The sequence below is a fragment of the Saccharothrix sp. CCNWYY140 genome, from assembly GCF_037401995.1.
GTDB lineage: Bacteria > Actinomycetota > Actinomycetes > Mycobacteriales > Pseudonocardiaceae > Actinosynnema.
Map to the genome: position 1 here is coordinate 1 of NZ_JBBEGC010000203.1, position 8,562 is coordinate 8,562.

Sequence of the window (8,562 nt, forward strand, 5' to 3'; positions counted from 1 at the left end):
TTCGCCCAGGCCGGACGGGGAAAGAAACCGAGGCCCTTCCCGTGGTCGCTGCCGCTTGGCGGAACGCAAGAGCTCCCGCCCTTCGGGCGAAACGCCTTCGGCGGAAAAGCACGCGGCGGTCGAGTGGTGGGTCAGGGGAACCTGCGGCCGGCGGGTGCCGAGTCCCGACCGCACCTCAAGATCAACGACGCGTCACCCGATCCCTCACCGCCCACGACCAGTGACCGAGTTGCGCATTACTCGTCTAGCGCGTGCGCGTGACCTTCTTCAGGCCGCGCGGGCTGTCCGGGTCCCCGCCCCGCGCCAGCGCCAGCCCGTGGGCCAGCCGCTGCACCGGCAGGATCTCCAGGATCGGCGCGACCTCCTCGGCCGTCTCCGGTACCGGGATGCGCAGCGCCGCCGACACCTTGTCCGCCGCCGACCCCACGGCCACGACGTCCGCGCCGCGCCCGTGCACCACGTCCAGCACGTCGTGCAGGGCGTCGCCCCCACGTCCGGCGCTGGTGATCGCCAGCACCGCGGTCTCCGGGTCCACCGCCGCCACCGGGCCGTGCAGCAGGTCCGCGCCCGAGTACGCCCGCGCTGCCAGGTAGCTGGTCTCCGCCAGCTTCAGGGCGGCCTCCAGCGCCGACGGCAGCGAGTACCCGCGACCGGTGGTCAGCACCCGGTCCACGAACCGGTACCGCTGGACGGCCTCGGCCACCGCGTCGGCCGACAACTCCAGCGCCGCCGACGCCTGCTCGCCCAGGGCAGCCGCGTGCGCGCCGTTGCCGCCCCGGATGGCGTCGACCAGCAGGTACAGGGCGAGCAGCGTCGCCGAGTACGTCTTGGTCGCCGCCACCGCCTGCTCGACGCCCGCGCCGACGTCCACGGACAGCTCCGCGGCGCCGTTCAACGGGGAGTCCGCCGTGTTCGTCACCGCCACGGTCAGCGCGCCGCGCGCCCGCGCCGACTCGGTGACCTCCAGCAGGTCGGGGGACCCGCCGCTCTGGCTGACCGACACCAGCAGCACGTCCCGCAGGTCGGGCTGGGCGCCGTAGAGCGTCGTGGTGGAGGGGGACACCAGACCGGCGGGCAGCTGGAGCAGCACCTCGGTCAGGTACTTCGCGTACAGCGCCGCGTGGTCGGACGACCCGCGCGCGGCGAGCAGCACGAAACGGGGTTGGCGGGCGCGGATCGCGTCGGCGACGGCCGCGATGTCGGAGCGCCGGGCGACCAGGTCCGCGAAGATCGCGGGTTGCTGGTCGATCTCGGCCGCCATGTGCCTGCCGGGCTGGTGGTCGGTCATCGGAGCCCTTTCTCAGCTGGCGGCGATGCGCTCTGCCGCGGCACGCAGGCACACCCGTGAACCGCCGTGGGTGTTCACGCGGGCAGCGGTGCCCAGGTCGGGACCCGGCACGCCCGTCTCGACGTGCACGAGGTCTAGACCAATACTAACCAGCGAGAGCACCAGGTCGCGAGCCCACGGGTGGCGATGTGCCTCTCTCGTCACCACGACGATGGTCCTCCCGTCCGCCTCCGCCGCAACCTCGTCGGCGGTCCGCGCGGACGACACCTCGGTGCCCGGCACCAGCTCCGCCAGGTAGGGCCCGAGGCCCCACGGCACGTCCCCGACCGCGATGGACGGCTCGACCGGCAGGTCCAGCACCAGCGGCGCGCCGGACAGCTTCAAGGACCCGCTCACCGAGACCGCCCGCCGCGCCGCGCGCAGCCCGATCTCCGGGTCGTGCCCGTCCACGGCCGCCGGCGGGGTGCCCAGCGCCGCCGTGCGCCGCGCCGCCTCCGCCAGCCGCTCCCGGGACAGCTCGCCCCGCTCCACGGCCGCCACGATGCTGTCCACCAGCCACTGGATGCCGGCGTCGTCCAACGGCTCCCCGCCCAGGCACAGCGCGTCCACGCCCGCGACGAGCGCCCGCACCGACCCCTCCGCCAGGTCGCCGCCCACGGCCTTCATGTCCAGCCCGTCGGTGATGATCGCCCCGGTGAAGCCCAGCTCCTCCCGCAGCACGGCCACCGCGCGCGGGTTGAGCGTGGCGGGCGCGCCACCCCAGGCCGGGACGACCAGGTGCCCGGTCATGACCGACCGCACCCCCGCCTGCACCGCCGCCCGGAACGGCACCAGCTCGACCTCGCGCAGCTCCTCCTCCGTGCGCGGCAGCACCGGCACGGCCACGTGCGAGTCCACAGTGGACGCGCCGTGGCCGGGGAAGTGCTTGGCGCACGCGGCCACGCCGACCGCCTGCATCCCCTCCACGAACGCCGCCACGTGCGCGCCCGCCCGCGCCGGGTCCGACCCGAAGGACCGCACGCCGATCACCGGGTCCTCCAGCGTGAGCACCAGGTCGGCGGACGGCGCCAGGTTGAGGCTCACCCCGCACGCCGCCAGCCGCGCCCCGACCGACGCCGCCACCTCGCGGGTCAGCGCCAGGTCGTCCGCCGCGCCCAGCGCGTGGTTGCCCGGCACCTCCGACCCGTGCCCCGCGTCGAGGCGGGTGACGTCGCCGCCCTCCTCGTCGATGCCGATCACCACGTCCGGCCGGACCCCGCGCAACGCGGCCGTCAGCGCGGTGACCTGCTCGTCGTCCACGACGTTGCGGCCGAACAGCACCACCCCGCCCAACCCGTCCGCGACCCGCTTGAGCAGCCAGTCCGGTGCGGTCGTGCCGTGGAACCCCGGGAGCAGCACAGCTGCGGCGAGCTGGTGCAACGACATGCGCCTACCCCTTCACGGCACCGGCGGTGACACCGGTGACCATCTTGCGCTGGACGATGAGGAAGAACACCAGGACCGGCAGCGTGAACAGCGCGGACGCGGCCATCGCGCCGCCCCAGTCCGTGCCGAACGCGCTCTGGAACCCGGAGAGCCACACCGGCAGCGTCTCCTTGCCCTGGTCCTTGATCAGCGAGAGGGCGTAGAGGAACTCGTTCCACGCCGTGACGAACGCGAACACCGAGGTGGCCACGAGACCCGGGCCGAGCAGCGGCAGCGTGACGCGGCGGAACGCGCCCCACCGGCCGCAGCCGTCGACCATCGCGGCCTCCTCCAGCTCCAGCGGGATGCCGTTGACGAACCCGCGCAGCGTCCACGCGCAGAACGGCAGCGTCACCGCGAAGTAGATCAGGATCAGCGACGGCAGCCGGTCCAGCAGGTCCAGGTCCCGCATCATGAGGAACATCGGGATCAGCAGCGCCTCGAACGGCGCCATCTGCGCCACCAGCATGAGCAGCACGAACTGCTTGCGGCCCTTGAACCGCATCCGGGACATCGCCAGGGCGGCCAGCAGGCCCACGACGATCGACGCGATCACCGCGCCCAGCGTCACGAACAGGCTGTTGCCCATCGAGCTGAGGAACCCGGGCTTGTTCCACGCCGTCGCGAAGTTGGTCGCGGTGACCGACAGCGGGATGAGGTCGTAGTCGGTGGACACCAGTTCCCTGGTCGGCTTGAACGCCGAGGACAGCATCCAGTAGACGGGGAACGCGAAGAACACCGACAGGACGATGCCGACGACGTTGGCCGTGACCTTCTTCGTCACAGTGACCCCTCCTGGCGGAGCAGGCGGCGCAGGTACTGGAAGGTGAGCAGCCCGAGCAGCAGCATCATCACGACCGACACCGCCGCGGCCACGCCGAAGTGGCTCTTGGAGATGCCTTCCAGGTACTGGTAGACGGGCAGCGTGGTGCTCGCGCCGTCCGGGCCGCCCTTCTTGAACGCCCAGATCTGGGCGAAGACCTTGAAGTCCCACAGCAGGGACAGGAACGTGACCATGAGCAGCAGCGGCCGGATCTCCGGCCACGTGACGTTGCGGAACGCCTGCCAGGCCGAGGCGCCGTCGATGCCGGCGGCCTCGTACTGCTCGCGCGGGATGCCGATCACGCCCGCGTACAGCGAGAACGCCAGGAACGGGATGGCCTGCCACACGATCAGCAGCCCGATCACGGCCATCGTCGACGTGCCCGTGGTGAACCACGAGAACCCGGCGAAGGCGTCGAAACCCAGCTTGACCAGGGTCTTGTTGAGGATGCCGTACTGCTGGTCGAAGATCCACTGGTAGACCGTGGTCGCCGCGAGCAGCGGCATGGCCCACGCCAGCAGCATCGCGACCTGCAACGCGATCCGCACCACCGGGCTGATCTGCCGCATCAGCAGCGCGATCAGCAGACCCGCCACCACCGAGACCGCCACCACGGCCGCCGTGAACACCACGGTGCGGACCGCGATCGTCCAGAACTCCGGCTCGGCGAAGATCTTCGTGTAGTTGTCCAGGCCGACCCACACGACCTGGCCCCGGGTCAGCTCCTTGAGGTTGAGCTGCCGGAAGCTCGTCACGAGCAGGGACAGGACCGGCCAGCCGATCAGCCACAGGATGGCGACCAGTGCGGGGGCCAGCAGCAGGTAGGGCAGCAGCCGGTCGAAGGCGCTGCCCCGACGGCGCGGCGCGCCGCCCGGTGCGGCACGCCGCGGTGCCGACGAGTTCGTCGGCACCGCGGCGTCGGTGGTGTGGACCGCCGTCATGCTGAGGTCATCCGCCCAGGGTCTTGGACAGGGCGGCGTTGGCGTCGGCCGTGGCCTGGTCCAGCGACTTCGCGCCGGTCAGGTAGGCGGTCAGCATGTCCTTCAGCGGGTTCTGGCCGGCCTCGACGGCGGCCCAGGCGGGCGTGGTCGGGGTGACCTTGCCGTTCGGGGCGGAGTCGGCGAGCGCCTTGCCCAGCGGGGTGGTGGCCAGCTTGGCCGTGTCCTTCGAGGTGCCCGGCACCGCGCCGCCCTCGGCCAGCATGTCCTGGTACTTCTTGCTGCTCAGCAGCTTGAGGTAGGCCTTGGCGAGGTCCTGGTTCTTCGAGCCGGCCGGGACGGCCAGGTTCGAGCCGCCCAGGAACACCGGGGCGGTCTTGCCCGCGGTCTTGGACGGGATCGGGAACGCCGAGGTCTTGTCCTTCAGGGTCGGGTCGGCCTTGACGGCGCTGCCCAGCTCCCACGGCAGACCGATCATCATCGCGGTCTTGCCCTTGGCGAACACCTCGAACTGCTGCGGGGTGGCCTCGTCGGCGTCCTTCGGGGCCTTGGTGGCGGAGGCGTCGACCAGCTTCTTGTAGAAGTCGACACCGGCCTTGGCCTCGGGGGTGTTCAGCGCGCCGGCCCACGCGGAGCCCTGCGCCTTGGCCACGTCGCCGCCCTCGTCCCAGATGAAGGACAGCAGCGCGTACCAGGACTGGCCCGGCAGGTACAGGGCCTGGAACTCCGGGTCCGCCGCGTTGGCGGCCTTGAGCTTCTCGATGGCCGCGATCCACTCGTCACGCGACTTCGGGGCGCTCTCGATGCCCGCGGCCTTGAACAGGTCCGTCCGGTAGATCACCGTGCGGTTCGCGGCGTAGAACGGCAGGCCGTACTGCTTGCCGTCCCAGGTCAGGGAGTCCTTGAGACCGGACAGCCACTGGTCGCCGTTGAGGCCCGAGACGTCGCCGCTGAGGTCGAGCAGGGTCTCCTCGGCCGCGAACTTCGCCGTCTGGGTGTTGCCCAGCTCGATGATGTCCGGCGGGTTGTTGCTGGTCAGAGCGGTGGTCAGCTTCTCCTGGATGCCGTTCCACTTCTGGATGTCGTACTTGACGGTGACGCCGGGGTTCGAGTCCTGGAACTCCTTGTGCAACGCGTCGGTGAGGGTGGTCGGCGCGGAGCCGTCCATCAACCAGACGGTCAGCGTCTTGGCTTCACCGGAGTTGCCGCTGCCCTTGTCGGTGCTCGTGCCACATCCGGCCACGGCCACCGCGAGTGCGGCGGCACCTACGGCCAGTCCTCTCCAGCCCTTCACGTTGTGCGCCCTTTCCCAATGCCCCGGTCCCGCTGACCGGAACGACCAAAGTGGTGTAGACCAATGCGGCCTAGAGTGTGCCTCGCCACAGGACCTGTCAAGGACGTTGCCGAGACGTTGCAAAGTCATCGGACGAATTTCGCCGGCTTCGCGGACGCGTTGTCGGGGGTTCGCACGCACGATCCGACGTGGACAAGGCATCCTGTGCGTGGGAGAGCGCTGACCGGTCGAGGAGGAAGGCATGCTGGAGACGAGCCCGGCAACTGGCGTCGACGCCAGGTCTCGCGCACAGCGCGAGCCGAAGTACTGGGGCCTCAAGCGGCACCTGCTCGACCTGTTGCGCGCGCTGCCGCCGGGATCACCCATCCCGACCGAACGGTCGCTCGCCGCGGAGTTCGACGTGTCGCGCACGACCGTGCGGCAGGCGCTGGCGGAACTGACCGTCGAGGGCCGCCTGCTGCGCGTGCAGGGCAAGGGCACGTTCGCGGCGGAACCCAAGGTGGCGCAACGACTTCAGCTGTCCTCGTACACAGAGGACATGAAGGCACAGGGCCGCCAACCGTCGTCGCGCCTGATCGAGGCGTCGGAGATGCCGGCGGAGGCCGAGCTGGCCAGGCTGCTCGGCGTGCGCGCCGGCGCGAAGGTCCTGCGCCTGCACCGCCTGCGCCTGGCCGACGGCGAACCGATGGCGATCGAGACCACGCACCTGGCCCTGGGCCGGTTCCGCGGGCTGCGGCGCTACCTGGCGCCCGGTGCCTCGCTGTACCAGGTCCTGCGGGAACGCTTCGGGGTCGAGATGGGTCACGCGGAGGAGACCATCGAGACCGCGCTGGCCTCGCCGGAGGAGGCGGAGCTGCTGGGTGCGGACATCGGCCTGCCGATGCTGCTGCTGTCCCGGCACTCGTTCGACACCGAGGGCAACCCCGTCGAGTGGGTCCGCTCGGTGTACCGGGGCGACCGGTACAAGTTCGTGGCCACCCTGAACCGCCCAGTGTCTGATTGACCCGGCTCCGCCGGGTCGGCTCGGCCGCCTGGAAGTCGGCTCGTCGCGTCGGGTTTTGCGCCGATCAGCTCTTCCGATCGGCGCAAAACCCGACGCGACAAGCCGACGCGGCCTCGCGCGGCCACAATGGGCGAGTGGCGAACACGGTCGTTTGGGGTACTCCGCGCGCCAGGGCTGTCCTCGCCGCGACGATCCTGGGCTCGGGCATGGCGATGCTCGACAGCACGGTCGTCAACGTGGCCCTGCCGCGCATAGGGGCCGAGCTCGATGCCGACGTTGCCGGGTTGCAGTGGATCCTCGACGGGTACCTGCTGTCGCTGGCGTCGTTGATCCTGGTCGCGGGCTCGCTGGGGGACCGGTACGGCCAGCGGCGGGTCTTCGTGTTCGGCGTGATCTGGTTCGGCGCGGCGTCCCTGCTGTGCGGCTTGGCACCGTCCACGGAGCTTCTGGTCGCCGCACGTGTGCTGCAAGGCGTCGGAGGTGCCCTGCTGACTCCGGGTTCGCTGGCGATCATCCAGTCCGCCTTCGTGCCGGGTGATCGTGCGCGGGCCATCGGTGCGTGGTCCGGTCTGTCCGGCGTGGCTGCGGCGGTCGGGCCGTTGTTGGGTGGGTTGTTGGTGCAGGTCTGGTCGTGGCGGCTGGCGTTCCTGGTCAACCTGCCCGTGGCGGTGGTGTGCGTGTGGCTGGCGCGGACCAAGGTCCCCGAGTCGCAGGACGAAACCCTGGTCGGCCGGCCCAACATCCTGGAGTCAGTAGTCGGAGCTCTGGGCCTGGCGGGGATCACCGGCGCCCTGGTCGAAGCCCCGTCTCGCGGCCTCGACCCGCTAGTCGTGGGCGCGGGTGTGGTGGGCGTCGTCGGCTTGGTGGCTTTCGTCCTCCTGCAACGCCGTGGCCACGACCCGCTGGTCCCGCCCCAATTGTTCAGCGACCGAACATTTGTGCTGGCCAACGCCCTCACGTTCCTGGTTTACGCGGCCTTGGGCGGGGTCTTGGTCTTGATGGTCCTCCAACTCCAGGTGTCCCTCGGGTACACGCCTATGGCGGCCGGGTTGGCGAGCCTCCCGATCACGGTGATCATGCTGGCGCTGTCCGCCAGATCCGGTCGCCTGGCCCAACAGTTCGGACCTCGGGCACAGCTAGTCATCGGACCTTTGCTCGTCGCGGGAGGAATGCTGCTACTACGGCAGGCCGAACCCGGTGCGTCCTACCTGGCGGGTGTACTACCGGGGATCGTGGTCTTCGGCCTGGGCTTGGCGGTGGTGGTTGCTCCCGTAACAGCCACCGTGCTGGCGGCGGCCCCGGACAGGTTCGCCGGCGTGGCATCGGGCGTGAACAACGCGGTCGCCAGGACGGGGAGCCTGCTGGCGGTGGCCGTGCTACCGGCGGCGGTGGGCTTGACGGGTGATCGGTATGCGGACCCGGCGGCGCTGACCGACGGCTGGCAGACAGCGCTCCTGCTGTGCGCAGCGGCATGCGCGGCAGGCGGCCTGCTGGCCTTGGGCACGAACAACAACGTCCTCCGCCCCCAAGAACCAGGCCACGAATGCCACACCTGCGGCGTAGACGCCCCTCCACCCCGAGTACACACCTAACCCCGCACCCACCCCCGCCTGCGCGCAGCGCACGCTTCTCCACCCCCGGCCTGCGCGCGCCCTGCTTTTCATGAAGCTGCCGGACGGCACACCTCTGCCTGGGCTTCTTGCTTGTGTCATCCCCGTATGGCCTGCCCGAAGGGCTACCGCATTTTCCGGG

7 protein-coding genes are annotated in these 8,562 nt (G+C 70.7%); 2 read left to right on the top strand and 5 right to left on the bottom strand.

All coding sequences use genetic code 11. The features are described from left to right. Nucleotides 1-244 precede the first annotated feature (244 nt). The 5 genes from WBN91_RS38020 to WBN91_RS38040 are packed head-to-tail and all read right to left on the bottom strand — an operon-like array spanning nucleotide 245 to nucleotide 5,807. Nucleotides 245-1,288: an SIS domain-containing protein gene (locus tag WBN91_RS38020; protein ID WP_337729233.1), complete on the bottom strand. Its 1,044-nt coding sequence runs from the start codon at nucleotides 1,286-1,288 to the stop codon at nucleotides 245-247. Between the two features lie 12 nt (nucleotides 1,289-1,300). Next, nucleotides 1,301-2,713, bottom strand: coding sequence for a glycoside hydrolase family 3 protein (locus WBN91_RS38025; RefSeq protein ID WP_337729232.1), 1,413 nt, complete (start codon nucleotides 2,711-2,713; stop codon nucleotides 1,301-1,303). A 4-nt stretch (nucleotides 2,714-2,717) separates the two neighbouring features. Beyond that, the gene (locus WBN91_RS38030; RefSeq protein WP_337729231.1) at nucleotides 2,718-3,536 is read right to left on the bottom strand and encodes a carbohydrate ABC transporter permease; all 819 of its coding nucleotides are present in this window, start codon (nucleotides 3,534-3,536) and stop codon (nucleotides 2,718-2,720) included. Beyond that, nucleotides 3,533-4,516: a carbohydrate ABC transporter permease gene (locus WBN91_RS38035; RefSeq protein WP_337729230.1), complete on the bottom strand. Its 984-nt coding sequence runs from the start codon at nucleotides 4,514-4,516 to the stop codon at nucleotides 3,533-3,535. The genes WBN91_RS38030 and WBN91_RS38035 overlap by 4 nt, the downstream gene beginning before the upstream one ends. A gap of 7 nt (nucleotides 4,517-4,523) precedes the next feature. Next, nucleotides 4,524-5,807 (bottom strand): sugar ABC transporter substrate-binding protein, encoded by a 1,284-nt coding sequence (locus WBN91_RS38040; RefSeq protein ID WP_337729229.1) that lies wholly within the window; start codon nucleotides 5,805-5,807, stop codon nucleotides 4,524-4,526. A gap of 241 nt (nucleotides 5,808-6,048) precedes the next feature. On the opposite strand from WBN91_RS38040, the gene WBN91_RS38045 reads away from it, so the two are divergent. Continuing rightward, nucleotides 6,049-6,810 carry a GntR family transcriptional regulator gene (locus WBN91_RS38045; RefSeq protein ID WP_309111732.1) on the top strand — a complete coding sequence of 254 codons (762 nt, stop codon included), beginning with the start codon at nucleotides 6,049-6,051 and terminating at the stop codon, nucleotides 6,808-6,810. Between the two features lie 134 nt (nucleotides 6,811-6,944). After that, the gene (locus WBN91_RS38050) at nucleotides 6,945-8,402 is read left to right on the top strand and encodes an MFS transporter (RefSeq protein ID WP_337729338.1); all 1,458 of its coding nucleotides are present in this window, start codon (nucleotides 6,945-6,947) and stop codon (nucleotides 8,400-8,402) included. Nucleotides 8,403-8,562: the final 160 nt, after the last annotated feature.